Genomic DNA, 25,958 nt, shown 5'->3' on the forward strand with positions numbered 1-25,958 from the left:
AGCAAACACAAATTTCTATCTTTAAATAGATATGAGTCAAACAAGTCAAGTAATTGACGTGTAAACTGAAGTCTAACTCTTCGAGTTAGCGTTAACTTATTGGTTAAGTTAATAAGGGCGCACGGTGGATGCCTTGGCACTAGGAGTCGATGAAGGACGGCACTAACACCGATATGCCTCGGGGAGCTGTAAGTAAGCTTTGATCCGGGGATTTCCGAATGGGGGAACCCACTGCGTTTAATCGCGCAGTACTTTCGCGTGAATTCATAGCGCGTTAGAGACAGACCCAGGGAACTGAAACATCTAAGTACCTGGAGGAAGAGAAAGAAAATTCGATTCCCTGAGTAGCGGCGAGCGAAACGGGAAGAGCCCAAACCAAGAGGCTTGCCTCTTGGGGTTGTAGGACACTCTATACGGAGTTACAAAGGAATGATTTAGGCGAAGCGACTTGGAAAGGTCCGCCAGAGCAGGTAAAAGCCCTGTAGCCAAAAAGTCATTCCCTCCAGAGTGGATCCTGAGTACGGCGGAACACGTGAAATTCCGTCGGAATCCGGGAGGACCATCTCCCAAGGCTAAATACTACCTAGTGACCGATAGTGAACCAGTACCGTGAGGGAAAGGTGAAAAGCACCCCGGGAGGGGAGTGAAAGAGAACCTGAAACCGTGTGCCTACAAGTAGTTAGAGCCCGTTAATGGGTGATAGCGTGCCTTTTGTAGAATGAACCGGCGAGTTACGATTACGTGCGAGGTTAAGTTGAGAAAACGGAGCCGCAGCGAAAGCGAGTCTGAATAGGGCGAAATAGTACGTGGTCGTAGACCCGAAACCAGGTGATCTACCCATGTCCAGGGTGAAGGTGAGGTAACACTTACTGGAGGCCCGAACCCACGCACGTTGAAAAGTGCGGGGATGAGGTGTGGGTAGCGGAGAAATTCCAATCGAACTTGGAGATAGCTGGTTCTCTCCGAAATAGCTTTAGGGCTAGCCTCGTGATTGAGAATACCGGAGGTAGAGCACTGTTTGGACTAGGGGGGCATCTCGCTTTACCGAATTCAGACAAACTCCGAATGCCGGATATTTATACACGGGAGTCAGACTGCGAGTGATAAGATCCGTAGTCAAAAGGGAAACAGCCCAGACCACCAGCTAAGGTCCCAAAGTAATCGTTAAGTGGAAAAGGATGTGGCGTTGCTTAGACAACCAGGATGTTGGCTTAGAAGCAGCCATCATTTAAAGAGTGCGTAATAGCTCACTGGTCGAGTGACGCTGCGCCGAAAATGTATCGGGGCTAAACGATTCACCGAAGCTGTGGATTGACATCTTTGATGTCAGTGGTAGGAGAGCGTTCTAACTGCGTTGAAGTCAGACCGGAAGGACTGGTGGAGCGGTTAGAAGTGAGAATGCCGGTATGAGTAGCGAAAGACGGGTGAGAATCCCGTCCACCGTATGACTAAGGTTTCCTGAGGAAGGCTCGTCCGCTCAGGGTTAGTCGGGACCTAAGCCGAGGCCGACAGGCGTAGGCGATGGACAACAGGTTGATATTCCTGTACTACCTCCCCACCGTTTGAGAAATGGGGGGACGCAGTAGGGTAGGGTAAGCAGAGCGTTGGTTGTCTCTGTTCAAGCAGTAAGGCGTGTGTGTAGGCAAATCCGCACACTGTAACGTTGAGCTGTGATGACGAGTCCGTATGGACGAAGTTCCTGATCTCACACTGCCAAGAAAAGCCTCTATCGAGGTGGGAGGTACCCGTACCGCAAACCGACACAGGTAGTCGAGGAGAGAATCCTAAGGTGTGCGAGAGAACTCTCGTTAAGGAACTCGGCAAAATGACCCCGTAACTTCGGGAGAAGGGGTGCTCTGGTAGGGTGAAAGCCCGAGAGAGCCGCAGTGAATAGGCCCAGGCGACTGTTTAGCAAAAACACAGGTCTCTGCAAAACCGTAAGGTGACGTATAGGGGCTGACGCCTGCCCGGTGCTGGAAGGTTAAGAGGAGCGGTTAGCGCAAGCGAAGCTGTGAATTGAAGCCCCAGTAAACGGCGGCCGTAACTATAACGGTCCTAAGGTAGCGAAATTCCTTGTCGGGTAAGTTCCGACCCGCACGAAAGGCGTAACGATCTGGGCACTGTCTCAACGAGAGACTCGGTGAAATTATAGTACCTGTGAAGATGCAGGTTACCCGCGACAGGACGGAAAGACCCCGTGGAGCTTTACTGTAGTTTGATATTGAATTTTGGTACAACTTGTACAGGATAGGTAGGAGCCAGAGAGCCCGGAGCGCCAGCTTCGGAGGAGGCGTCGGTGGGATACTACCCTGGTTGTATTGAAATTCTAACCCATGCCCCTTATCGGGGCAGGAGACAGTGTCAGACGGACAGTTTGACTGGGGCGGTCGCCTCCTAAAAGGTAACGGAGGCGCCCAAAGGTTCCCTCAGAATGGTTGGAAATCATTCGTAGAGTGTAAAGGCACAAGGGAGCTTGACTGCGAGACCTACAAGTCGAGCAGGGTCGAAAGACGGGCTTAGTGATCCGGTGGTTCCGCATGGAAGGGCCATCGCTCAACGGATAAAAGCTACCCCGGGGATAACAGGCTTATCTCCCCCAAGAGTCCACATCGACGGGGAGGTTTGGCACCTCGATGTCGGCTCATCGCATCCTGGGGCTGTAGTCGGTCCCAAGGGTTGGGCTGTTCGCCCATTAAAGCGGTACGCGAGCTGGGTTCAGAACGTCGTGAGACAGTTCGGTCCCTATCCGTCGTGGGCGTAGGAAATTTGAGAGGAGCTGTCCTTAGTACGAGAGGACCGGGATGGACATACCGCTGGTGTACCAGTTGTTCTGCCAAGGGCATCGCTGGGTAGCTATGTATGGACGGGATAAGTGCTGAAAGCATCTAAGCATGAAGCCCCCCTCAAGATGAGATTTCCCATTACGCAAGTAAGTAAGACCCCTGAAAGACGATCAGGTAGATAGGTTCGAGGTGGAAGTATGGCGACATATGGAGCTGACGAATACTAATCGGTCGAGGACTTAACCAAATTTTGTGTGCTGCACAATGAAACGTTTATCCAGTTTTGAAAGAATAAACTTCTTTCAGTTATATAAAGGAACTTCTGCTAAAAGCGCAACATCGTGTTGCAGCGCAGAAGTCAGCACATCCATGTGCAAGTCTAGTGATGATGGCAGAGAGGCCACACCCGTTCCCATACCGAACACGGAAGTTAAGCTCTCTAGCGCCGATGGTAGTTGGGGGCTTCCCCCTGTGAGAGTAGGACATCGCTGGGCAATTAGACTCAACCTGTAGAGGTTGGGTTTTTTTATTGTTCAAAAAGCCCCCAACCACCAAACACCGAAGGTGAGATCGGCGCGCAAACCGAAGGATTCATTTTATGTAAGGAAATCAAAGAATACGATAAGAATTCCCCCGAGCAGTGGGAGGACCAAGAAGGACAAGGAAACAAGGGAACAAAAGAAGGAACGTACTCGGTACGTGACTGAAAGAGTGAGCGCAGATGACGCCGTCATTCGCCGGTCATCGCGCTGCGACGATAGCGTCGATGGTAGTTGGAGGCGCCCCTGTGAGAGTAGGACATCGCTGGGCGATCGGACTCGACCTGTAGAGGTTAAGTTTTTTATTGTTCAAAAGGACTCTCTTTCTTCCTAATCACATGAACTGCCATAACGGTTTTCTCATACTTCAGGCAATCAGCTTCTCTACAAGCAAAGGCAACAAGAAACTCTATAATCGGTAAAGGTATGATAAATAATTATTACTCGATTGAGGAGAAGTGTCTGTTTAAGCTAAAATAACGGTGGGATTCTATTTAACGAAATGGATAACTAGTATTTTGACATGAGGGCGCTTCTATTCTACTATAAAAAAGGATGCGTTGAACAGTTTGCTGTATATGGGCGCCTGGCAGATTGGGAGCAAGTGGCGCAACCGTCCATTATTTTGGACGGCTTTTTTATGGCCGTTTTTAAGGAGTGAATTATAGATGAGTAAACCTTCTGTCATTTCATTTCTAATGGCAGGCATTATTATTTGTATTGCAGTTATTTTTGTTGCTTCGTTTCCTTATACAGATGTAGCAATTGCTTTAATTTTTATTTCGCTAATCCTCATGTCTTTTCTAAGTGAAAAATTCCTTTTTCTGTTTATGATTGTAATAGCAATTGCTTTTGGTACCTTTCTGACGATTGTGGCTTTTTTGACAGAACAGAACGAAAATCAACAGGTATCTTTTATGCTGCTGCATCTACTTGTTACAGTTTGTCTGCTTTTAAACTGGATTTTAATGTACATTATTAAAAGCACTGAGTCGGAAAACAAACGGCTTACAGAAAAAGTGCAGATGCTCCAGAAGCATATGCCTGGCTCACAGCTATTAACGAATCACGAATTTATAGACCAGGCAAAACGGATTTTGCGTGGAACTTCACGGCGAGGTGAAGAAGCCTGGCTGCTAAAGCTTCAGTTAACTTTGACAAACAAACATACTAAAAAAAGCTATAGGGAAGCTATGGAACAATTAGCATTTAAGTCAATTCGTGATGAATATGATCTTGTCACCTCAACGGAGTCTACTATTCTAGTTTTACTTCAAAATACAAACCAGTCTGGTGTTGAGATCGTGAAAAAAAGAATTGAAAGCGAGTCAAAGTCTTTATTTAACGATATCTATCCTTCTTTCATTTTTGAAGAACAAATAATAAAAGATGTTACTCAAATAGAGGCATTGTTAGAGGAGCAGGCAAATGGGTAGTCTATTAACGATCATCATGCTGTTTTTCTGGATTCTTTTAATGTATTACTCTGTTGTAACCATTGGCGGCTTGTGGTACCGAATCTGGTATAAGCCCCCTGGTAAGCTTGATCATTATCCTAGCACGGCAGTTTTTATTCCTGCTCATAATGAAGGAGTTGTCATTGAGCAAACACTGTCAGCAATGGCCCGCCTTCAATATCCAGGTCAGCTGGATATTTATCTGCTTGATGACCAGTCGAAAGATGAGACTGCAGCTATTGGAAAGAGTTTTGCTGCACTTTTTTCGCATATTCACTATATTCCTGTGCCAGACGGGACACCGAAGGGAAAATCCCGGGTATTAAACTATGGGCTTAAAATTTCATCGTCCGACTACTTTATCGTATACGATGCGGACAATCAGCCGGAACCAGACGCACTTTTAAAATTGATGGAAACAGCTGAAAAAACACCAGATGCAGCAGGCGCGGTTGGATATGTGAAAACAATGAACGCTGATGAAAATTATTTAACTAGGATGATCAGCCTTGAGTTTCAAGTTTTTCAACTGCTTATGCAATGTGGAAGATGGGCTTTATTCAAATTGGGATCACTTGCAGGTACTAATATGCTGCTCCGTCGATCTGTATTGGAAGAGCTTGGTGGATATGATGTATACGCACTTGCAGAAGATGCAGAACTGACAATCCGCTTAACAGCAGCAGGGTGGGTGTTACCTGTCGTTCCTGATTCAAGAACCTGGGAACAGGAACCCGAAAAACTGTCAGTCTTTATTAGACAAAGAACCCGCTGGTTAACTGGTAATCTATATTTGCTCGAAAAGTCATTTCATGAACTGATTCACTGGAAAGGGAAAACGTTTGTCCTAACACTGCAGCATCTGCTCACATACTTGATTTTTGTTTTGCTTCTATTGTTTTCTGATGTATTTTTTATTATGAGTCTTCTTGGTTTAGAGCTTCCAACAATTGCTGCTCCGCTTTTGATGCTTTGGTTCATGAGTTACATTATTTATACTGCCCAGTTACTGAGTGCTCTTGTCATTGATAGAAACATATCGTTTATCAATGTAATTTTTATTTTAATCATGTATTTTACTTATGCACAGCTGTTTCTAATCCTTCTCATACGAAGCGGTTATGGCTATATAGTAAGCCGGCTTAGTGGAAAGACAATTTCTTGGGATAAAACAGTTCGCTTCAAGCAGAAAGGCTCTGGGTAATGAAAAAAATTATTCTTCTTACTTTTTTAATCTTTCTAATAGGTGCTTTTGCTACATGGTGGTCGAAAAAAGAAGGTGAAAGCGTGCAGCATTATGTCAAAGAACAGTATATGGATGAAGAACAGTTGATACATGCATATCCTAACAATGCGAGTTCTCAATACTTATCCGAAAGCATGGGTTTGTATATGGGTTATTTGCTTTTGAAAGATGATGAGAAGGAGTTTGGCAGGCAAGTAGAAGTGTTGAAAGAACACTTTCTTGAAGAAAGCAACAGCGGTCTTTATATACGTTGGGTGACTAAGGAAGAAACAGATGTTAATGCGCTAATCGACGATGTTCGTATTATTCATGCTCTACAAACAGCAGCTGAACAGTTTGACCAGACCAGCTATAGAGAATTAGCAGATAAACTTACGCAAATGATTGAAAGCGAGCAACTGATAGATGGTATTTATACGGACTTTATAGATGGGAAAACAGGTATACCAGCCCAGCGTATTACCTTAAGTTATTTAACTCCGGACTTTTTCGCTGTGCTAGAGAATACTGGTCCATCAGAGAAAATACTTACCTCTTTAAATAAGGATGAAGTATTTTTTCCGGAATACTATGATCTAAAAACACAATCATATATGAAGTCTACAGAAGTGCATATGATTGACCAGTTGCTTATTGCCTTAAATCGCTATTCTGTCGGTCAACCATCACCGGCTTTTCAAAAATGGATCATAGAAGAGTGGCGCAAAGAGGGAAAGCTCTACGGCCATTATACTCGGAACAATAACAATCCATCAGTATCATATGAATCACTATCTGTATATGCATATGCCTTTATGTATTTTCAAGAAATCGGAAAAACTGATTTAGCAAAGGAAGTTCAGCAGCAAGCTGACCGCTTAGTAAAGCAGGGGATTTTAAAAGAGGCGCATTTCTTTGACTATATTCATTATGAAATGATCATAGCAATGTAAATGGATGATTATTATAAAGTAACGACTTGAAGCACGAAAAGGCTGTAGATTTGAATACCATTTATGATGAGTATACAGGGCATAAATAAAGAGTCCTGGTTAATTGGGTACTGACGGCTATCTATAAGACAGCATGAAAACATCCCTTATTCCTGTGTTTATAGAAATAACACCTCCACATTGATTTCTCGGTATTCTGAACTGCACCCTGTCAAGTAAACAGTGGAAATAATAAAAATGCTTTAAGCGGCTTGGACCCTGTATTCTAGGGGACTCAAGCCGTTTAGTGTTTCTTGGTAACGTTCGTGATTGTAGAAAGTGATGTATGTATCAATGGCGTACTTTAACGCTTCATACGACTCGTATTTATGTAAATAATACTTCTCTACTTTTAATGTCCCCCAAAACGCTTCGATTGGTCCATTATCGATACAGCGACCTACTCTAGACATACTATGTGTCATGTCTGCCTTCTCTAAAATCCTTTTAAATTCTTTGGATGTATATTGATAGCCACGATCACTATGTAACAGTGGATATTCGTCCTCTTTTACTGCTCGGATAGCCGGTCTTACCGTCTTAAAGACAAGGTCATTGTTATTTGAATGTCCTACTACATAACTTACAATGGACTTATCATACAAATCGATAATGGCACTTAAATAGGCCTTTTTCCCATTCCCATACTTAAATTCCGTGACATCTGTACACCATTTTTGATTTGGCTTTTCTGCCGTGAATTCACGTGCTAAAATGTTCTCCGCTACGTAATCCGGCTTTACCTTACGGTAACGCTTGGGTCTACGACGAATAATCGCTTCCAGACCACAAACTTGCATCAGGCGGTAAATACGTTTCTTATTCACTTTCGCTAAACCTTCTTTTTCACGCTGCCGGTTAATGGTCATTGTGATGCGACGATAACCGTATATTCCCTCTACTTGTTTATATAAATGTTGGATGGATTCCACTAACTGTTGGTTCTCCAGTTCTTGCGCTGCTGGTTGACGGTTTACCCATTTGTAATAAGCGGCACGTGAAATCTTGGCGATTTGGCATAATAAAATGATCGATAAATTCTCCGTCTTGGCTAGCTCTTGAATCGCGCCATAACGACTCTGAATACGAACTTTGCTTAACGATTCCTCCTTTCGATTTCCTCTAACTTTTTTAAGAATAAATTCTCTGCACGTAATCGTTCGTTTTCTCGTTCCATCTGTTGAATTTTTATACGCAGTTCATCTTCTGGTGTACGCTCTTCTGCCGGTTTTGTACGACCACGTCGATCTTGAAGCGCTTTTTCCCCATCTTGTTCAAACTTCCGAACCCATTGATAGACTTGCTGGTAAGAAACCCCATATTGTATCGCTATTTCTTGATAATTCTTCCCATTCGCTACACAAGCTTTTGTGATTTCAATCCGTTCTTCTACCGTTGTTTTTCTTCCTTTAGTCATAGTTTGGCTCATTCCTTTACCCGAATCTATTAATTCACTATGACTAGTATACTTTTTCAACCAGTTTCTTAAAACGGATCTACTTGAAAGTCTATATTTCCTTGTCACCTCTCTTAATGATAAATCACCAGATAGGTAGTCTTGAACAGCAGCGAGTTTTACTTCTTTTGAGTAAAAATTCTGCTTGGGTAACCGTTCAAGACCGTCTTCTCCAAAATGGAGATAATCGTTTTGCCAATCTCTAATGGTATCCCGATGAACGTGGAAGATTTTCGCTACTTCATTTAAGGTATAAGGCTCCTCGTGATAAAACTTAATAATCGCCAATTTCTCTTCCTTAGAGAAAAAATATGTAGACATAAAAAATCTCCCCATTAGATAAACAGATTTTATTTTTTAATCTGTCTACCCAACGGGGAGCATATCATTCAATACCTATTTTTCAATGTAAGGTGTTTCTTTATTGTCTCAATTATTTAGGTCAGTGCAAATTGATAGTCTAAGTTTACAAGCCCTTATTGTATCTGTTTGACGTAGTGTGTGCAGCCTAGCCAAATATGTACTTTCCTCGTGGAATCTACGGGAAGGGAAAACGTTCATGATTGTATGAACGTTTTTTTTTTCTATAAAAAGAACAGTAATGAGTGGTTTCTTGGTTTTGAAGAGCACTTAAACAATAAAAAGAAAAATGAAAGTATAGTGAAGATAGGAAATTTTCAAAGGGGGGGGATATTTTGAAAGTATTAATTGTTTCAATGTCTACTTTGTTTATAGAGGCATTACAAATAGCTATTCGTGATAGGCGTCCAACTTGGCAAGTAGATACTTATCCAATTCAAGCTCCTTTATTTAATCAGGCATTAATAAAAAAAATTAAAGAACAATGTATCGATATTGTGGTGGTTGAAACAACAAATCAGCACTTTGCAATGATTATTGAGAGTTTAAAGAAGCTAAAAGGCCCGGAAACAGACATCATGTTGCTTGTAGATTCGCGGATGGGCGAGGTTTACCATCATTTAAAGGATGAAGAACGTTGGGCAAGTGTTACTAAAAATACAAGTCTGAACGAGTTTTTAATACTGATGGAATCCTTTAACAGTAACACCTCTCATTTCCCGGAAGTTTCTTTAAAGGAGGTGGATAAGAAAATCCTCAAAGATCTGGCAGTTGGTCATACATTTGAATTTATCCAGCGTACAAGAGGGTTATCAGCTGAAGAAATCGATCAATCCCTTTATCGGATTAATGCTTATTTTAAAGTACCAAATTATATAGAGTCGATTAGCAAGGCATTTGAACAGAAAATCATTACCTATTAAAAGTGGAAGAAGGGGGCTGCTAATCAAGAGTTTCTAAATTGGACACCTTAGCCTGGTACATTTTGTATATTTATTCTTTGTTTATAAATGGATAATTATGAGAGGTGTGATGAAGAAATGAAGGTTGAATTAAGTCAAAGAGAGGCAGAAGTAGCGGCTTTAGTAGCAAAAGGAATGAAGGATGTAGAAATTTCAAGGATGCTATTTATTAGTCGACGAAGAGTTGGAGAAATAATAGCATCCATTAAGCAAAAGTTAAATATTCAATCAAGGGTTCAAATTGGTATTTTAGCTTACCAAAAAGGTTTAGTGGAGATTAACTACGATTGGGATGATGTTGAAGTATTTATATAGAAGGAAGGGGCATATATGAAAAAAGTTCCGTACATTGAACAAATGCATCATAGTGAATGCGGTTTGGCCTCTTTAGCAATGTTGCTTAATTACTATGGGCATTGTATATCTCTTTCTGAACTTCGGGAAATTTATGGAGTTTCTAAAGGAGGAACCTCTCTGTATCAAATTACAAAGATAGCAGAGAATTACAACTTGAATGTAGAAGGGTATCGAGTGATTGCTGAGGATTTAAAAAGTGTAAAATTGCCAGCCATTTTGCACTGGGAAAATAAACACTATGTTGTATTAGAACGCATCAATAACAGAAAAGCAGTTATAGTCGATCCGGCTCAGGGAAGGCAGACCGTATCCTTTAAGGAATTCGAAAGTAAGTATTCAGGAATTGCTTTAACTTTGAGCCCGAATGAAAATTTCCAATTAAGAAAGGGAACTTCACATGTTCGCTATTTTTTAAATTATATTTTAAAAAGCAAAAAGCTAGTGATGGCCATTATTCTAATATCACTTATAGCTCAAGTGGTAACTTTAGGTGTTCCGCAGCTTATCCAATGGATGACAGATACACTATTTGTTTTAGAAGACGAGGGCTTATTGTCCGTAGTGGGGTATAGTCTTCTTCTGTTATTCAGCGGTTATTTTGTCTTCACCGGATTACGCGGAATATTGATTGCAAAATTACAAACAGCAGTAGACAAATCTTTAATGACAGACTTCATAAGTAAATTAATGAAGTTAACATATTCATTCTTTGAAAACCGTTCTACAGGTGAATTGCTGTTTAGAGCTAATTCGAATGTTTATATTAGGCAGATCTTATCAACGAAAGTTATTACAGTTTTTATTGATGTTGTCTTATTAATTTCATATTTAGCCATGATGGCTACTTATTCACTTCAATTAATGGGCGTCGTTTTATCTTTAGGCATCGCTATTTTTGCAACATTAATAATCAGTACAAAGGTTTCACGGAAATTGGCGGAAAAAGAAATCTCTTACCAGGCAAAAGTTCAAAGTATTCTTTCTGAAAGTTTGAATGGTATTGGTGATGTCAAAGTAATGGGCATGGAAAAAAGCGTCTACGAACAGTGGTATAAGGTATTTCAAAAGCAGATAAAGTATGCAGAGCGCCGATCTATTTGGACAACGTTTATTAATACGATAGCTACCGCCTTACAATTTATATTGCCTGTGTTCCTCCTTTGGCTAAGCGGAAATGCATTGATGAATGGCAGTATGTCATTAGGGATGGTCTTAGCGTTTAATGCTTTATCTACAGCGTTTATGGCTCCAATTATTTCTTTAGGAAATAGCTATGGAGAACTTATCTATATAGGATCGTATATTCAAAAGTTATACGATGTGATGAGCGGAACAGAGGAAAAACAAGGTGAGACCCAGGAAAGCCTAGCCCTCAAAGGAGAAATTGAGTTGAAAAATGTTTCCTATAAGCATAATTTCTTCAGTGATTACTCCCTTAAAGATGTTTCTTTTAAAGTTAACTCCGGCGAACGAGTGGCCATAGTAGGAGCATCTGGATCAGGCAAAAGTACATTGGTGAAGATTTTATTGGGGCTTTATAAGCCGACAGAAGGAGACGTTTATGTTGATCGAAAGTCCATAAATGAATATGAATTAGGCCAGCTTAGACAAAATATGGGCGTAGTTTTTCAAGAAGCACGGCTATTTAACAAAACTATTTACGAAAATATAGCCCTGGCTAAAGAAGATATGCCTTTAGAGGAAGCCGTAGTAGCTGCACATAGAGCGAATATACATGATGAAATTATGAAGCTTCCTTTAAATTATTACACGACAGTATCTGAATTCGGAATAAATTTCTCAGGGGGCCAGCGTCAACGAATGATTTTAGCCCGTGCACTTGCACAAAATTCATCAGTTTTAATTCTAGATGAGGCGACAAGTGCGTTAGATACCGTTTCAGAGAAAAATATTTCTGATTATTTAAAAACCTTGGAATCTACACAAATTTTAATCGCACACCGTTTAAGTACTGTAAAAGATGTAGACCGAATTATCGTTATGGATAAAGGGACGATTGTAGAAGTTGGCAGTCACCAAGAGTTATTAAATAAAAAAGGATATTATCATCGTCTTTATACGACGCAACAATTAGAGGAGGAAAAAAATGAAGAAATGGTCGTTTAAATATTTACTTTTGTCGTTAGGGTTGCTTTTCCTCATATCCCATGAGGAAGCAAAAGCAGCAGGCACAACTTATTTATATGGCTTAAAAGAGAGCGCGCCTGTTGAGGAGATTATTGAAATATTAGAAGAGAAATCTCTGGATTACAACTTTATTGAAGAAATCCGAATGCTTAGTATCGAAGGAGCTTCAAGCAAACAGGCATTAGATAAATATGGCTCATCTATCGAATGGAGCGGGCCAGAGCAAGTAATAGAAGTTAAACCAGAAGCAGCAATGGCACCGGTAGCTTTAGAGGGAAAAACAGGTTCCAGATATGATTCCTGGAGATGGGATATTAACCGGGTCACTAATGATGGCGCGAGTTATGGAATTGAAAAAGGCAATCATACGGTAAAAGTTGCGGTAGTAGACAGTGGGATTGATTTTAATCATCCGGATTTAGCTTCAAATATTGTAGGTGTTGGAAAGAGCTTTGTCCCTGGTATTACAACGACACAAGATTATCTAGGACATGGAACAATGGTGGCAGGGGTGATTGCAGCCAATGGTAATTTACAAGGTATTGCTCCTAATGTGGGGTTAGTGCCATATAAGGTGTTCCATACAGATGCTGCTGATTCCATGTGGATTATAGAAGCAATTGTAGAAGCGGCCAAAGATGATATGGATGTTATCAACTTAAGTTTAGGAACATACAAGTCATTGAAAAAGAAAGAGGATCAGGCTGTTATCGAAGCATATCGCCGAGCTGTAAAATATGCAACTAAAGAAGGCAGTATTATTATTGCCTCAGCTGGTACAGATGGTTATGACATGAGTAACCCTAAAGATTTAGCCGAACAACTTGGGGCACCGGATGATGTACAGATACATCTGCCAGGGGGTGGATTGTCTGAGGTTGTGACGGTCTCAGCAACTAATAAGTTAGACCAGTTATCCTTCTATTCAAATTTTGGACCTCAAGTTACTATTGCAGCGCCAGCGGGAGATTATGGCGAAAATTATGAAACATCAGGACAAATGAAATTAGATGCGATGACTATTACAACGTATCCGTTAAACATACCACAATCTGAATTAAGTCAATATGCAGGTTTTGAACATGGATATGAATTCATGATCGGAACAAGTCTAGCTGCCCCTAAAGTAAGTGCAGTAGCAGCATTAATTATTGCAGAATACCAAGAAAAACATAATAAAAAGCCTACTGTTAATCAGGTTAAAAAATATTTATATGAAGGTGCTAGTAAAGTAAGCGCTCCTAAACACGAAGTAGGGGTGGGTATTGTAAATGCTTATGGATCTTTAAAAGCAATTAAGGAGGCAAGATAAAATGAAAAAAGTATTAACGGCTTTAGCTGGAGTAGTTATTGGAATTGCGGTTATTTCTATTATAAAAATGGTCAGCTAGGAGAGGTGCTACATGACATTTCAAATTAAAAATTTAAACAAGAGCTTTGGCAGCAAAAAAGCGGTGAATAATATTTCGATTCAATTGGAAGAAGGACAGATTCTCGGGATGCTAGGCCGGAATGGTGCCGGAAAAACAACGACTATTCGGATGATGTTAGAGCTTATTCCAAAAGACAGCGGACAGATTTTATGGAAAGGAAAGCCTTTTTCCAAGAAGAACGTAAGGATCGGCTATTTACCGGAAGAACGCGGATTGTACGCCAAAATGAATGTGTTAGATCAGATTATTTACTTTGGCATGTTAGAAGGCATGGACAAAAAAGAAGCGAAAAAAGAGGCACTAAAATGGCTGGAAAAGCTTGAGATCTCTTATGCAGCGAAGAAGCGTACCGAACAATTATCGAAGGGGAATCAGCAAAAAGTACAATTGATTACAGCGATTATCCATGATCCGGAGTTTATCATATTAGATGAACCCTTCAGCGGATTGGACCCCGTAAATGCAGATATGCTGAAAAGCGTTGTGAAAGAATTGATTGCCAAAAAGAAAACGATTATTTTCTGCAGCCATCAAATGGAGCAGGTCGAGTCATTTTGCAGCCAAATCTGCATTTTAAAGGACGGCAATCTGATTGTCTCTGACCAGCTAGCGAATGTAAAGAGCTCGTATGACTACCGCTACCTGGAACTGGAGACGGCAGCCGCTCACTTGAAGGACTACCTAACGCATAGACAGTATGATTTCACGCAGGAAAACAACCGTTATAAATTACGCATTCCGCGCAGCGAAAAAATCTACCAGCTTATTCAGGAATTTGGGGAGAAATTCGAGCTGCAGGGGGTTTCACTAAAAGAGCCGAGTCTGCATGAAATCTTCATTGAACGGACAGGAGGGGATGTCATTGCGTAATTTCAGTATTGTATTCAGCACGGTTTTCAAAGAAGCCGTTAAAACAAAGCCCTACTTATATATCACAATCGGCCTGGTGGCATTGAGCGTACTGCTCTTTGCCTCCCCGGCAATCCTGAATATGTTCAATAAGAATGGTTCAGAAGAAACGTATAAAATCGTGAATCATACCTCTTTAGAATTGTCCGAACAAGAGCTGGCTGGCGTGGCCGGAAGCTGGCAGATTGTAAACGATGTGAAGATAGAGGGCCTGAAAGAAGAAATTAAAGAAGAGGAATTGAACGGCTTCTTTATATTAGAAGAGCAAGCGGATATGATGCAGCTGAATATCTATATGCCAAAAGTGAACAATGAACTGCTGCTTACGTTGGAATCCTATATCGAACAAAAGAAAGTGGAGTCCATTGTCGCCGCTCAATCAATCGATCCGGCTGTCGTGCAGGCACTGAATGCGCCACTGCAAAGCAGCGTTGAATCATTATATGAAACAGAACCAAATGCCCTGCTTATTGTTTACGGACTGATTACCATTATGTTTTTAGCCATTTCAACATATGGCAATAATGTTGCAACAGCTATCGCATCCGAAAAATCTTCCCGAGTAATGGAAGTCATGATTACAAAAGTGGCTCCGGTGCCTATGATGTACGGGAAAATTCTTGGCATCGGGCTGGCAAGTCTGGCACAATTATTTATCTTTATTGGCGCCCTCCTACTATGGGCCAATCTAGGGATTTTCGATATTCCTGAAGGTTCGTTTGTCCAGACTGTCATTGAGACAATTACATGGGGAACAGCCTTCTACATTCTTATTTTCTTCATCATTGGATACTTCATCTATGCCACGTTATTTGCGATTGTCGGCTCGATGGTAAGCCGTCCGGATGACCTATCGAGTGCCACGATGCCCATTGTGATTTTACTGATGGCCAGTTTGGCAGTAGAAATCCTGTTTGTAATGGATTATCCAGAAGGAACGATGACGAAAGTAACTTCGTATATTCCATTTACAGCACCCATGAGTGTACTGATCCGTATTGTCTATAATACGATTGCACCAGTCGAAATTATTGTTTCGCTGCTCATCATGATTTTATTTATTGCCCTGTTTGCAGCAGTAGCAGCAAAAATCTATCCAAAAGGTGTTTTAAAATCGGATAGTTTAACGTTTAAACAATTACTTCAATTTAACCGATAGGAGGAATTAGTATGAAATTTAATATTTTTCGAACTAAATCACATAAAACACATGTGAGTAATGAAAATATAAAGAAAATGTCAGTGGAAGAGCTGAAAATGGTACATGGTGCTTCTTCATATGTAACCAATGAGCATTTATATGAGTCCCTGACACCAACTCATCGGCCAAACCCGTATGTTTCATAAATTCAAAAGAGTCTTCCCAAGAGCTTATTAAGCTTTTGGGGAGACTTTTTTAATGGAAATAATCTCTATTGAAAATTGAGATTTTCAAAAGTATGCAATTTTGCGAAGTACAAAGAATTTTCTGAATCATTTAAAGTAAGAGTTGTAAGAAACAGTAAATAGAAGAATAAATAAGGGGGTGTAAATGTGTCAAATACAAACTTAACGAAAGAGGAAATCATTGCAGCTTGGAGGGATCCAAAAGTTCGTGAGAGGTTCAACACCTTACCAGAACATCCGTCTGGTAAAAGTTACGGGGAGCTAACAGAGGAGGAATTAGTGCAAGTCCAGGGTGCAGCAGGCGTAAATCCTGTAACAACTCCCCATTGTATTTTCGTTCCCTTAACTGCATCCATCATACTTTGTTGATTTTAAGAAATAAAAATCAACCAAAAATAAGGAGAGATGAATATGTCAAACACACCTTTAACGAAGGAAGAAATTATTGCGGCTTGGAAGGATCCAAAAGTACGTGAAAAGTTCAAGAGTTTACCCGAACATCCATCAGGTAGAACTTACGGAGAATTAACAGAGGAAGAATTGGCGCAAATTCAAGGAGCATCAGATGTCAAACCAGAGACAAGCCCAGTTTGTCTTCCACTAATTACTTTTGCTCCCTCCATTAAAATTTGCTAATGCTCACTCAAAAGGAGATAAGGATATGTCAATATACGCTCTTAATCGAAAAAGAACTCATTAAAGTTTAGAAAGCTTCAAGAGTATGCGAGAAGTTGGAGAACCTGCCGGTCCACCCATCGGGTAAAAGCTTCGGCAACTTAAGAGAGGAAGAATTAGCGCAAATCCAATGCGCGGCTGACGTGAAACCAGAGACAACACCGCTTTGTGTAGGAGTAATCATCGGTTTAACGGCATCCATCAAAATTTGTTAATTTCAATCAAAACATAAAAAAGGAGAAATGACGATGACAAACACAAACTTAACAAAAGAGGAAATCATTGCAGCTTGGAAGGATCCAAAAGTACGTGAGAAATTGGAGAATCTGCCGGTCCACCCGTCGGGTAAAAGCTTCGGCGACTTAACAGAGGAAGAATTAGCGCAAATCCAAGGCGCAGCAGACGTGAAACCAGAGACAACACCGCTTTGTGTAGGGGTAATCATCGGTTTAACGGCATCCATCAAAATTTGTTAATTTCAATCAAAACATAAAAAAGGAGAAATGATAATGACAAACACAAACTTAACAAAAGAGGAAATCATTGCAGCTTGGAAGGATCCAAAAGTACGTGAGAAATTGGAGAACCTGCCGGTCCACCCGTCGGGTAAAAGCTTCGGCGACTTAACAGAGGAAGAATTAGCGCAAATCCAAGGCGCAGCAGACGTGAAACCAGAGACAACACCGCTTTGTGTAGGGGTAATCATCGGTTTAACGGCATCCATCAAAATTTGTTAATTTCAATCAAAATATAAAAAAAGGAGAAATGATAATGACAAACACAAACCTAACAAAAGAGGAAATCATTGCAGCTTGGAAGGATCCAAAAGTACGTGAGAAATTGGAGAACCTGCCGGTCCACCCATCGGGTAAAAGCTTCGGCGACTTAACAGAGGAAGAATTAGCGCAAATCCAAGGCGCAGCAGACGTGAAACCAGAGACAACACCGCTTTGTGTAGGGGTAATCATCGGTTTAACGGCATCCATCAAAATTTGTTAATTTCAATCAAAACATAAAAAAGGAGAAATGATAATGACAAACACAAACTTAACAAAAGAGGAAATCATTGCAGCTTGGAAGGATCCAAAAGTACGTGAGAAATTGGAGAACCTGCCGGTCCACCCGTCGGGTAAAAGCTTCGGCGACTTAACAGAGGAAGAATTAGCGCAAATCCAAGGCGCAGCAGACGTGAAACCAGAGACAACACCGCTTTGTGTAGGGGTAATCATCGGTTTAACGGCATCCATCAAAATTTGTTAATTTCAATCAAAATATAAAAAAAGGAGAAATGATAATGACAAACACAAACCTAACAAAAGAGGAAATCATTGCAGCTTGGAAGGATCCAAAAGTACGTGAGAAATTGGAGAACCTGCCGGTCCACCCGTCGGGTAAAAGCTTCGGCGACTTAACAGAGGAAGAATTAGCGCAAATCCAAGGCGCAGCAGACGTGAAACCAGAGACAACACCGCTTTGTGTAGGGGTAATCATCGGTTTAACGGCATCCATCAAAATTTGTTAATTTCATAACTTTCAATAAACAGTAGATGTAAAGCGGGGGGTTCCCTTCCCCCCTTTATTTTAAAAATAATCAGGGCCTATTTACTAAATGGATAAGTAGTCCGTGATTATTTTTATAACATTATGAAAGCGAGTGAATGCATTGGTAAAACAAATAATTAACAACGATAAATTACAAGTATCGGAATATAATGAAGAAAAATTTCTGAATGTTAATAATGAAACTTCCAATAGTGAATTTAAAAATTATCTTAATCAGAAATTGAACATAAATATGCTAGATGAAGGTATGGAGTTATATAATCAGCTGCAACAAAAATTAGAAAAGCCCACTTTAGTAGAGTTTATTTATCCGTTTGCCCTATATGCTATTAAACAGGTTGAAAAAGAAATTCAAACGGTCCTAACGCTCAATGAGCGATACGAATGGAGTAAAATCAAACAATCTCTGGCTGATGCTATTGCTACAGAGTTGGTCGGCCTTATTTCCAAAACAGTAACCTTAGAGTTGCAAATTGAGAAATTACGAGAAACCTTAGAAGGAGAAACACCTGAGGAAAGATTCGAATCCTTTATTATCAAGCATGCTAGAGATTTAGGGTATCTACATAGATTCTATGAAGAGTATCCTTTGTTAAAAAGAGCTTGTTTAGAACGTACGGAATATTTTATTAATAATATGACGACCTTATTTAAAAGATTAAATGACAGCTGGGTGGATCTATATCAAAAGTTTGATTTAATGGGAGCTAAATTACTGGATATCGAAATTGGATTGGGAGATACCCATCAAAAAGGACAAACTGTAGCAAAGCTGAATTATTCAAATGAAAAGTCCATTATGTACAAACCAAAATCCTTGGATATTGTTGAAAAGTATAATGAATTAATCCTGTGGATTAATCAACACGATTCTGATATTAGCTTGCCAACTTATAAAGTATTAGACTATGGAGAATATGGATTTGAAGAGTGTATTATTCAAAAACCCTGTGAATCAGAAGAAGAAGTAAAGAAATATTATGAACGCTTTGGGCAGCTGGTCGGATTAATGCACATGATTAATGGTGCAGATATGCACTATGAAAATATTATCGCTAATGGAGAATATCCATATTTAATTGATTTAGAGACTATTTTTCACCAATACCCGGAATTAGATTTTCCAGATACGGCTGAAATTAAATTGAAATATGATCAAAGTAAATCTGTAATAGGAACAGGTTTGTTACCTCAGGCATTATTCCAAAATGCGGATGGAAGAGGCATCGATTTAAGTGCTTTAAAAGGGGAAGTTCAAAGGTTACCATTTCCGGTATTACAAATAGATCAAGCAAACACAGATGAAATGATTTTTAAGATGAAAGAGGTTTTTACTACAGGAGCCAAAAATATTCCCTATTTAAATGGTCAAAAAGTAGATACGCAGGCGTATTTATCCAACATTGTCGAGGGATACGAGCAAATGATGCAATTCATTTTAAATTTTAAGAAGCAACTTATTGAAGGACCTATTCAACGCTTTGCAGATAGCAAGATTAGAATTATCTTAAGAGCTACACAACATTATGCCAATTTTCTGATGGAGGCGACACATCCTGATTATTCAGCGCAAGCTGCAGCATTAGAACAATTGCTGGAACGTATATGGTTATATCCATTTAAGGACACTCGTGTAATACCTCATGAATTGACAGACTTACTACAAAGAGATGTTCCGTATTTCTATACGACCGTCAATAGCAAAAATCTATACACAAGTCACCATAAGAGTATTCCTAACTTCTTTCAGAAAACAGGTTTAGAAATAGTAACCGAAAAAATTAATAATTTATCTGAAAAAGAAATTCAAGATCAAAAAAGGTGGCTTATCTTAGCGATAGGAATGGATGTACAAGATATCAAAGCTTCCGGCGAAACGGATAAAAAACTAATTTCTAGGACTCAGGATGCCTCATTAAAAGACTTTGTATGTCAAATAGGAGATTATTTAATTGAAGAAGCAACGTGGTCTGATGATCAAAAGACAGTATCCTGGTTAACAATTCAAAGCCATGAAAATAACTGGAATGTCATGCCGATGAGTGTAAATTTATATGATGGATTGGCGGGGATCGCTTTATTCCTTTCGCAGCTATATAAAGAAACGAGGCAGGAGAAGTATAAAGCTGCTGCCCAAGCAGCAATTGAGTCAGCCTTCCAAACGTTTAAACAGCCTCAAGGGTTAGTGTCAGCATTTTTTGGAGAATGTTCTTTATTGTACCCGCTTCATAAAATGATGGAGATTGATCCAAACCCAACATATGAAGAGCATATTAAAAAAATTCAGTCCAAATTGCTGCAAGAAATAAACAATGATAGAGAACTGGATTTCTTAAGCGGTTCAGCGGGGATTATTAGCTTAGCAGTTACTTTATATAATGAAACGAAAGAGGAAGTTTACAAAGATATTGCCCAGGCATATGTCCAGCACCTATTATCTAGTTCAGATAGTCAAAATGGAAATAGAGTATGGATTAATAGACACATAAATACAAGATTAGGCGGCCTATCACATGGGGCTTCTGGAATTGGATTAGCATTGTATGCAGCTGGAAAAACTTTAAATGATCAGCATTTAATTGAAGTTTCCGCTGAAGCTTTGGACTATGAAAAAGAGTTATTTGTTCAAGATAAAGGCTGGAGAGATATGAGGCTTGAAGATCCACAGTATAAGCATGCTTGGACTCACGGAACAACAGGGATCGGGCTTAGTCATTTATTAAATGATAAGGAAAAATATGCTGACATTATTCAAGCAGCATTGACAATGTTAGAAGGGCAGGAGAAAAAGCAGAACAATTCCTTAAAAGATGGCAATTTAGGAGATACTGAATTATATTTACTGGCCGGACAGAAGTTAAAAGATAAGCGATTAAAAGATAAAGCATTGTCTTTAGCCCATGAAAGTGTAAGTAATATTATTACCAATTCTGATTACGGGGTAGAAAATGTATTTGATTTTGAAGCAAAAGGTCTATTTAATGGTGTAGCAGGGATCGGCTATCAATTATTAAGAGTTAATAACCCAGAAGAGATACCTTCCATTTTAACATTAGGATTAGCTGAAGCCTTGGATTAACTTCCAAGGTTTTTTTACGTTTAAGATGAAAAATTATACGTTCAGGGATTAATAATCTCCGAAATAGTACGTATATTATAGAAAAGTGGTTTTATATGGGATAAATATAAATTTTAGTATCTGATTAGTTAAAATGAAGATAGAAAAGGAGGGGATAAAATGGTCTACACTTTAAAAGAACAGACACTACTAAACCATTACAAAAAATATGGCAAAATTTCAGAGCTTGATGAGATTAAATTAATTCATGGATTACGTATTTTTATTTTGGATTTTAAGAAACTTGCTATTATTTACACACTTGCCTTTGTTTTAGGTATAGCATGGCAATTAGCTTTAGTCCATATCGGTTTTTACTGTTTCCGGCAAGTAGCTTTTGGGTTACATTGTACCTCTTTTAAAACATGCTTGGTAACAAGTGCAGTTTTATTCCTCAGTTTTACACATATCTTTAACACAATCAGTTTTTCATTAAATTCTATTTGGGGAATCTTTTTAGCTTGTGTTGCGGTGCTTACATCATTGGCACCTATTAGTTCACAGAAAAATAAAGTCAGAAATGATAGGCATATGAGTTATTTAAGAAAGAAAATGTATAAAAGATTTTTATTAACTATGATAGCAATTATAGTATTACCTCTAGCCATTTCTAAATTTATAGTTGGAGGTATGCTGCTTGAAACATTTATTATTATTTATTCATGGGCAAAAACAAAGGAGGAGTCAGAATGTTTGGATATCTAAAATATTTAGCGGTGATGAGTGCAGCATTTTTCATTGGAATTGCGGAAAGTAGTGCTACTTTGATGTGTGGAGGGCTTTTAGATGAAATAGAATTGCCAGAAGAATTAAAAAACGAAGAGTTTTAAAAGGGGATTTGTTATATAATGGTTATATAGTAAAATTGTTAAAGGAAGTGTGGTATGCAGCAATTAACAATTGATTCACTATTAACAACCATTATTCAGTTACCAATACTCCTGTTTTTCTACACGTATGTTTTAGAGATAAAGTGGTCAAAAAAACAATTTCTCACTATTATACTTATTATATTTTTACCAACCTGTATATTATCGCAATTTATTGGTGCGCCATCAGTATTTTATTTCCTAATAATATTAACAATCATGATTTATCGAAAAACAAAAGTTATTGGGCATATTCTTCATGTATTGATGGCGCTCATTCTTTTAGTAATTAGCGACAATCTTTCGTATGTACTGGCTTTTCATTTACTGAATAAAATAGGCGGTGAGGAGCTAACTTTTATTGGATATTTATTGTTTTTAATAGTATTTGCTCTATTATTCGCCTTTTGTTACAAACGAATTGTAAAATATTTGACTAATCGCTGGGTATTTAATAGATATGTTTCATATATTTTACTATTCCTTGGTGTTGCAACAGTCGTTTTTATTTACATCAATATTATAGCAATTGATCAAGATAATTTTTATGAAAGTGTTCGAGATAATTTAGCGATGTTCCTCGTTTATCTCACGTTGCTCACAATCAGTATTTTTGTCGTTTTATATTTAGCGTTTAAACAATATAAAATGGAACAGCGGGAACAAGAATTAAAGAACTTCGAATCCTATGTTGCATCGCTTGAACAGATTAACCAGGATATGCGTAAATTTAAACATGATTACATTAATATTTTATCTACATTACGTATATATATTGATGAAAAAAATTATGATGGTCTGCATACCTACTTCTATGATCATATTTTAGAGGCGAACCATCAGGAACAACTTAATCAACAAGCAATGATGATGCTGAATAACCTGAAAATAAATAGTTTAAAAGGGCTGTTAACGACAAAAATTTTGCAAGCTCAATCAAATCATGTGCCATTTTATGTTGAAATTGTTGAAGAGATCACTGATATCCCGGTAGATCCAATTATTTTAAACCGTATGGTTGGCATCCTGCTGGATAACGCCATTGAAGCTGCACGTGAAATTGTAAATGGTGAAGTACGTTTGGCGTTTATTAATATGGATGAGACAACGTTATTAGTTGTGAATAATACATTTAATGAGGAAATAGATATAAAAGTACATGAAATTTACCAAGAAGGCTTTTCAACAAAAGGAGAAAATCGAGGTTTAGGCTTAGCTAATTTACGTCAAATGAAAAATGAATTACAAAATGTTAGTTTGAACACGAAAATTAGCCCTCCTTATTTTATTCAAGAAATCGAGTTTAAAAAGGAGTAGGTAATATGGATATTGTTATCTGTGAAGATGATCTAGTTCAATTAGAAAGAACCAAAAAAATAATCGAGAATTATGCCATGATAGAAGATAACGGGATGAAAGTGGTACTTGCCACTAATAAACCCCAAGATGTTTTATCATTTCTGGAAAATGAAAAGGCAGACTGTTATTTTTTGGATATAGACTTAAATGATGAAATTACAGGTATTGCGTTAGGCAGCAAAATCAGGGAACAAGATCCTATCGCTAACTTAGTGTATATTACTACGCATGCTGAAATGAGCTTCCTTACATTCATTTATAAATTAGCTGCCCTAGATTTTATTATTAAAGATAATGCCGATACGTTAAAAGAAAAATTAATATCTACGTTAAAAGAAGCACATCGACGTTATGTAAAAATGGGTGAACAAGATAACATTCAAAAATTACAAATCAAAACGACAGGGCGTACCCGTAATATTGATTTTCAAAGTATTTACTTTTTCGAAGCCTCACCAGACTCACATAAAATTATCTTACATTTAGAGAATGAACATATCGAATTTTACGGGCGGTTAAAAAATTATGAAGGTTTACATCCGGATCTTTACCGCTGCCATAAATCTTTTATTGTAAATAAAACTAAAATCCAAAACATCGATTCGAAAGATAGAACCATTTTCTTGGAGAATGGTGAAGTTTGCTATGCATCAGCCCGGCTTATTAAAGGCCTGGTAAAGTAAATCGATATATTTATAATTCTTTGTCACTGATGCCTTCACCAAGGGTTACTCTCGTTTTATTAGGGTAGCCCTTGGTGAAGGCATATTTATATAATAGAAGACTGAATAAAGGCTTTTCTGTAGTGTGATACAAAAGATTGGTCATGTAGACAAAACTCGATTATTTAAAATAAAGACCAATCATTCACAGTAAAGTTTAATTAAAATTTCTATGTTAATATACTCGATTTTTCCTTGTTTCATAATCGGGCCAGATTGTGGAATAAGGAAAAGATGAAGGCTTTTTGAGTTGTTCGTGGAATATTAATCTATAATTCGTTAATTAATAAAAGGAGGAAATGGAGTGAACTATTTTGAGCAATGGAAAATATTTAAAGTTAGAAAAATGGCGGGCAAAATATGGTGCGACAATAACTGCTGCGGCTTGTTTATACAGTGTAATTGTAAGTTGGGGGGATAATTGGTTTCTTACAGTTCTATTGGGATTAGGGGTATTCGTTTGCGGCACGATAGGTTTTTTTGATATAAAGCGTACATTAAGACAATATGATTAAACCAGGTAATAGAAGCTTCTCCGTTTTTCTATTAAAGGACCGGATTAGGGAATAAAGCCATTTAAAGAAAATTAGATAATGGTTTTGTGAAAACCTTTACTCAAAATAGCTGGGCAGTTTATTCAATAAAGCATACATAAAAAACCTAGCTTTTTAGGCTAGGTCTTAGCCTTATCTACCGTTTTGAAAAAAGAAAGATCATAGCAATTTTAAAAACCTATTCTTCCATTCCTCTGAAAGAGCATCAACTGTTAATATTTTTTCAATTGATACTTTATCTTGTTTTTGATGGAAAAGAATTTGTGTAGCAAAAGAAACCGATATTTCTTTTGAGTGTTTTTCCAAAAGAGTTATTTCCGAATCGAACATAATAGTTCCCTCTTCCAATACCCGAAAAAAGTAGCCCGTTAGATTTGTTTCAATAACCTTCTTTAAAAATTGTTTTTCCTCGTTATAATTGGAGATAGTTACACAAGGTACCCTCCCTTGTGTTATTTGAAGAATAGTATCGCCTATCTTATAAATGTCACCAATACAAACTTGTTCTTCTGTCATCCCTGTTGCGGTAAGATTTTCCCCAAAAGCAGGCAGAATAAGCTTCTTTTGAAATTCCTCTTCCCAGTAAGCGTAATGTTCGAATGGGTACAAACATACTACACGATCTGGTCCCCCATGGAATTTATGGTTTGCAACATCATCACCAACGATTCCAGTTCTTTCTACCTCGAAAGCTTGTACAGTCGATTTCCCTATCCCGGAAAGCTCTTTTTTATCATTCCAATTATATTCCTTTGGTTTTCCAACAGCTAAATTAATAATTTTTCTACCCAATTTGAATTTACCTCATTTCTACAGAACTTCAAAATCAGTTTGCTAATATAATGTGTATTATGTGAGTGTTGTCTAAAAAATTACAATTTTAAAAAATAAGGGATAGGAAAAGGTTAACATATTTTAATTAAAGAATGTGAAGCAATGTTCTTAAACTATAGGAGGCACGTTTATGAAAGAAGATTTAATTGATTTGAAGGATTAGATCATATTTTACATACTTCAGGAAAGAGTGTATTTCTCTAAGAAGTACGTCTATTTTCATTTAAAGGCTAGATTATTTAGTAGTGCTAGTGAAT

At 38.5% G+C, this 25,958-nt stretch carries 26 protein-coding genes, 2 rRNA genes and 1 riboswitch; of the genes, 26 read left to right on the forward strand and 2 right to left on the reverse strand.

The annotated features are described in order from the left end of the window. Positions 1-101 precede the first annotated feature (101 nt). The 5 genes from AA0Y26_RS00590 (at position 102) to AA0Y26_RS00610 (ending at position 6,957) form a co-directional block, all read left to right on the forward strand. Positions 102-3,030 (forward strand): 23S ribosomal RNA (locus AA0Y26_RS00590). A 131-nt stretch (positions 3,031-3,161) separates the two neighbouring features. Beyond that, positions 3,162-3,277, forward strand: a 5S ribosomal RNA gene (gene rrf, locus AA0Y26_RS00595). 589 nt (positions 3,278-3,866) lie between these two features. After that, positions 3,867-3,950, forward strand: a riboswitch (cyclic di-GMP riboswitch). A gap of 40 nt (positions 3,951-3,990) precedes the next feature. Beyond that, a complete protein-coding gene (locus AA0Y26_RS00600) occupies positions 3,991-4,758 on the forward strand; it encodes a hypothetical protein (RefSeq protein WP_413364386.1) in 768 nt (255 codons plus the stop codon). Continuing rightward, positions 4,751-5,983: a glycosyltransferase family 2 protein gene (locus AA0Y26_RS00605; RefSeq protein ID WP_413364387.1), complete on the forward strand. Its 1,233-nt coding sequence runs from the start codon at positions 4,751-4,753 to the stop codon at positions 5,981-5,983. The genes AA0Y26_RS00600 and AA0Y26_RS00605 overlap by 8 nt, the downstream gene beginning before the upstream one ends. Further along, a complete protein-coding gene (locus AA0Y26_RS00610; RefSeq protein WP_413364388.1) occupies positions 5,983-6,957 on the forward strand; it encodes a hypothetical protein in 975 nt (324 codons plus the stop codon). The genes AA0Y26_RS00605 and AA0Y26_RS00610 overlap by 1 nt, the downstream gene beginning before the upstream one ends. Before the next feature lie 242 nt (positions 6,958-7,199). On the opposite strand, the gene AA0Y26_RS00615 is transcribed toward AA0Y26_RS00610, so the two are convergent. Continuing rightward, positions 7,200-8,773, reverse strand: a protein-coding gene (locus tag AA0Y26_RS00615; protein WP_413364389.1) for an IS3 family transposase whose coding sequence is annotated in 2 segments (ribosomal slippage) — positions 7,200-8,137 and positions 8,137-8,773 — 1,575 coding nt in all. Because the reading frame shifts where the segments join, the coding sequence is not laid out codon by codon here. Between the two features lie 374 nt (positions 8,774-9,147). On the opposite strand from AA0Y26_RS00615, the gene AA0Y26_RS00620 reads away from it, so the two are divergent. From AA0Y26_RS00620 to AA0Y26_RS00720, 21 genes are all read left to right on the forward strand, one after another. Beyond that, positions 9,148-9,735 (forward strand): glycosidase, encoded by a 588-nt coding sequence (locus AA0Y26_RS00620; RefSeq protein ID WP_413364390.1) that lies wholly within the window; start codon positions 9,148-9,150, stop codon positions 9,733-9,735. A gap of 117 nt (positions 9,736-9,852) precedes the next feature. Continuing rightward, on the forward strand, positions 9,853-10,089 hold the full coding sequence (locus AA0Y26_RS00625) for a response regulator transcription factor (RefSeq protein ID WP_413367992.1): 237 nt from the start codon (positions 9,853-9,855) through the stop codon (positions 10,087-10,089). Positions 10,090-10,104: 15 nt separating this feature from the next. Then, positions 10,105-12,258 (forward strand): peptidase domain-containing ABC transporter, encoded by a 2,154-nt coding sequence (locus tag AA0Y26_RS00630; RefSeq protein WP_413364391.1) that lies wholly within the window; start codon positions 10,105-10,107, stop codon positions 12,256-12,258. Continuing rightward, a complete protein-coding gene (locus tag AA0Y26_RS00635) occupies positions 12,239-13,591 on the forward strand; it encodes a S8 family serine peptidase (protein ID WP_413364392.1) in 1,353 nt (450 codons plus the stop codon). Before AA0Y26_RS00630 ends, AA0Y26_RS00635 begins: the two co-directional genes overlap by 20 nt. A 91-nt stretch (positions 13,592-13,682) precedes the next feature. Further along, positions 13,683-14,582 carry an ABC transporter ATP-binding protein gene (locus AA0Y26_RS00640; RefSeq protein WP_413364393.1) on the forward strand — a complete coding sequence of 300 codons (900 nt, stop codon included), beginning with the start codon at positions 13,683-13,685 and terminating at the stop codon, positions 14,580-14,582. After that, positions 14,575-15,780, forward strand: coding sequence for an ABC transporter permease (locus tag AA0Y26_RS00645; RefSeq protein WP_413364394.1), 1,206 nt, complete (start codon positions 14,575-14,577; stop codon positions 15,778-15,780). The genes AA0Y26_RS00640 and AA0Y26_RS00645 overlap by 8 nt, the downstream gene beginning before the upstream one ends. A gap of 11 nt (positions 15,781-15,791) precedes the next feature. Further along, positions 15,792-15,968 (forward strand): hypothetical protein, encoded by a 177-nt coding sequence (locus tag AA0Y26_RS00650; protein ID WP_413364395.1) that lies wholly within the window; start codon positions 15,792-15,794, stop codon positions 15,966-15,968. A 186-nt stretch (positions 15,969-16,154) separates the two neighbouring features. Further along, positions 16,155-16,376 carry a mersacidin/lichenicidin family type 2 lantibiotic gene (locus AA0Y26_RS00655; RefSeq protein ID WP_413364396.1) on the forward strand — a complete coding sequence of 74 codons (222 nt, stop codon included), beginning with the start codon at positions 16,155-16,157 and terminating at the stop codon, positions 16,374-16,376. A gap of 42 nt (positions 16,377-16,418) precedes the next feature. Beyond that, entirely contained in the window at positions 16,419-16,643 is a 225-nt protein-coding gene (locus AA0Y26_RS00660; protein ID WP_413364397.1) for a mersacidin/lichenicidin family type 2 lantibiotic, read from the forward strand. A gap of 95 nt (positions 16,644-16,738) precedes the next feature. Continuing rightward, positions 16,739-16,897: a mersacidin family lantibiotic gene (locus AA0Y26_RS00665; RefSeq protein ID WP_413364399.1), complete on the forward strand. Its 159-nt coding sequence runs from the start codon at positions 16,739-16,741 to the stop codon at positions 16,895-16,897. Between the two features lie 33 nt (positions 16,898-16,930). After that, positions 16,931-17,158 carry a mersacidin/lichenicidin family type 2 lantibiotic gene (locus AA0Y26_RS00670; RefSeq protein ID WP_413364400.1) on the forward strand — a complete coding sequence of 76 codons (228 nt, stop codon included), beginning with the start codon at positions 16,931-16,933 and terminating at the stop codon, positions 17,156-17,158. Between the two features lie 33 nt (positions 17,159-17,191). After that, on the forward strand, positions 17,192-17,419 hold the full coding sequence (locus tag AA0Y26_RS00675) for a mersacidin/lichenicidin family type 2 lantibiotic (protein ID WP_413364400.1): 228 nt from the start codon (positions 17,192-17,194) through the stop codon (positions 17,417-17,419). A gap of 34 nt (positions 17,420-17,453) precedes the next feature. After that, a complete protein-coding gene (locus AA0Y26_RS00680) occupies positions 17,454-17,681 on the forward strand; it encodes a mersacidin/lichenicidin family type 2 lantibiotic (RefSeq protein ID WP_413364400.1) in 228 nt (75 codons plus the stop codon). Between the two features lie 33 nt (positions 17,682-17,714). Then, positions 17,715-17,942, forward strand: a complete 228-nt coding sequence (locus AA0Y26_RS00685; protein WP_413364400.1) for a mersacidin/lichenicidin family type 2 lantibiotic — start codon at positions 17,715-17,717, stop codon at positions 17,940-17,942. 34 nt (positions 17,943-17,976) lie between these two features. Continuing rightward, positions 17,977-18,204 carry a mersacidin/lichenicidin family type 2 lantibiotic gene (locus tag AA0Y26_RS00690; RefSeq protein ID WP_413364400.1) on the forward strand — a complete coding sequence of 76 codons (228 nt, stop codon included), beginning with the start codon at positions 17,977-17,979 and terminating at the stop codon, positions 18,202-18,204. 141 nt (positions 18,205-18,345) lie between these two features. Continuing rightward, complete coding sequence (locus tag AA0Y26_RS00695) at positions 18,346-21,324, forward strand: type 2 lanthipeptide synthetase LanM family protein (RefSeq protein ID WP_413364401.1); 2,979 nt, start codon at positions 18,346-18,348, stop codon at positions 21,322-21,324. 159 nt (positions 21,325-21,483) lie between these two features. Continuing rightward, entirely contained in the window at positions 21,484-22,068 is a 585-nt protein-coding gene (locus tag AA0Y26_RS00700) for an accessory gene regulator B family protein (RefSeq protein WP_413364402.1), read from the forward strand. Then, positions 22,053-22,193, forward strand: a complete 141-nt coding sequence (locus tag AA0Y26_RS00705; protein WP_413364403.1) for a hypothetical protein — start codon at positions 22,053-22,055, stop codon at positions 22,191-22,193. Before AA0Y26_RS00700 ends, AA0Y26_RS00705 begins: the two co-directional genes overlap by 16 nt. 258 nt (positions 22,194-22,451) lie before the next feature. After that, complete coding sequence (locus AA0Y26_RS00710) at positions 22,452-23,549, forward strand: sensor histidine kinase (RefSeq protein ID WP_413364404.1); 1,098 nt, start codon at positions 22,452-22,454, stop codon at positions 23,547-23,549. A 5-nt stretch (positions 23,550-23,554) separates the two neighbouring features. Then, the gene (locus AA0Y26_RS00715; protein ID WP_413364405.1) at positions 23,555-24,274 is read left to right on the forward strand and encodes a LytR/AlgR family response regulator transcription factor; all 720 of its coding nucleotides are present in this window, start codon (positions 23,555-23,557) and stop codon (positions 24,272-24,274) included. Between the two features lie 353 nt (positions 24,275-24,627). Beyond that, positions 24,628-24,828: a hypothetical protein gene (locus AA0Y26_RS00720; protein ID WP_413364406.1), complete on the forward strand. Its 201-nt coding sequence runs from the start codon at positions 24,628-24,630 to the stop codon at positions 24,826-24,828. Positions 24,829-25,026: 198 nt separating this feature from the next. On the opposite strand, the gene AA0Y26_RS00725 is transcribed toward AA0Y26_RS00720, so the two are convergent. Further along, on the reverse strand, positions 25,027-25,659 hold the full coding sequence (locus AA0Y26_RS00725; protein WP_413364407.1) for an MOSC domain-containing protein: 633 nt from the start codon (positions 25,657-25,659) through the stop codon (positions 25,027-25,029). Between the last annotated feature and the right edge of the window lie 299 nt (positions 25,660-25,958).

The organism is Lysinibacillus canaveralius (assembly GCF_047301505.1).
In the GTDB taxonomy this organism is placed as follows: domain Bacteria; phylum Bacillota; class Bacilli; order Bacillales_A; family Planococcaceae; genus Lysinibacillus_B.